Genomic DNA, 1482 nt, shown 5'->3' with positions numbered 1-1482 from the left:
TAATGTCGGTGCCAACACCTTCTTCATAGAGCTTTGCCAGCATCTGGAAGCTATCTGCTGGGTCGCCATATTTTAATTGACCTGAACGAAGCAGCCACTTGAAAGCTTCTTCGTCGCTCTGCTCCACCCCCTTACCTTCATGATAAAGCTGAGCTAAAGCTCTCGCTGAGAACTGATCTCCTTGATCAATCGCGCGCTGATACCAAAAGAGAGCTTTTCCATAGTCTTTTTCTGCAATTTCATTGTACTTGTAGCCACCGTAAGCATCACCCAAGCTTCGCTGAGACAGAGTGTACCCCATTTCAGCCGACTCTTTGAGATACTGAAAAGCAGCATCATAGTTCACCTCAACCCCAAGACCATCATAATAAATCTTAAACAAGGAATAACCAGCGTCAACCCCTGAACCCTCCCAAGAAGATTCAAGCAACTCCAATGCCTTTTCATAATCCGGGGAAATCAGAAAAACTTCTGAACCATTTATATACAACTCACCCAAAAGATACTCATAGCGCGCCGACCCTTGACCTACCCCTTCCTCCATCTCTTTCAAAGACAAATTGTACCCATATTCTTCCCAGAGCGAGTCTTGAGTCGGGTCATTATAATAAACATCCGAGAAAGTCATCTTTAAAAAGAAACAACTCAAAAACAACAAAATATATAGGTACTTTTTAGCCAATGTCATTTCAGAACCCCAACAAAAACTCGTCTTTATAAGACAGATTTCGTGCCCTCTCATCTCTAAAGGTCACATTCAATCTCACATCATGCTCAATGGCCTCAACAGGCAATAGAACTGTTCTCTCGATAGTAGTAGAACTCTCTCCACAAGAGACATCATACTCTCCGGATTGCCCGGAGTGTCTTAAGCGCACCAAGCTATCAGTTTCGGCTGTTTTAAGAAATATATCAGCAAAAACCTCGTTTGAGCCGCGATAGCCGGTATCATTTTCCAAACTAATCGCAAATCGCATCTTAGACAAATTGGGAATCCGGGCTTTGATCATAACTTTTTTACTGTGCCGGACCTCACCCAATGGTCCTGTTTCTCCTGTAACATAAGTGCCGCTATAATCTTCCCATGTTAATTCAAGGGAGATCCCCTGCGATAGCAGATCCAGCGACGCCTGTTCATGCTCGATGCTGGTAAAAGGCGCGAACTGGGTGTCGTATTGGCGCCCTATATAACAGCGATTGAGCCAGACCGTAGTCGCGGTGGACACCAGCTTCGTCGCGATAAAACCCAGCGTGATCGCGATGGCGCTGATGATCAGACCGATGGCACACAGCGCCAAGCCCACCCCCGTCGTCGCGCCGGCGATACCGGCCGCAGAAAGCGAAAGACCGAGCAACCCCACCGAGGCATCGGCGATGATGGTGCCGCCTAGTGCGTATTGCAGGCTTACGCTACGGGACGAGCGACCCAGCCTTCGGTCGTGCAGGGCATCGGAGAGTTTCATCAGACCATCGTAGAAGGCG

2 protein-coding genes are annotated in these 1482 nt (G+C 47.7%); both read right to left on the bottom strand.

Annotation, left to right across the window (positions count from 1 at the left end; genetic code table 11):
* A partial coding sequence (locus DOM41_RS17165) for a tetratricopeptide repeat protein (RefSeq protein ID WP_188112429.1) occupies positions 1–688 on the bottom strand: 688 nt, incomplete at its 3' end.
* Position 689: 1 nt separating this feature from the next.
* Positions 690–1482 (bottom strand): hypothetical protein (locus DOM41_RS17160; RefSeq protein ID WP_223161010.1); only part of this gene is annotated, 793 nt, incomplete at its 5' end.

This window comes from Salinicola aestuarinus (genome assembly GCF_003206645.1).
Classification (GTDB): domain Bacteria; phylum Pseudomonadota; class Gammaproteobacteria; order Pseudomonadales; family Halomonadaceae; genus Salinicola; species Salinicola aestuarinus.
Note: the sequence above shows the minus strand (reverse complement) of the source record. Positions and strands in the feature narration are given on the sequence as shown.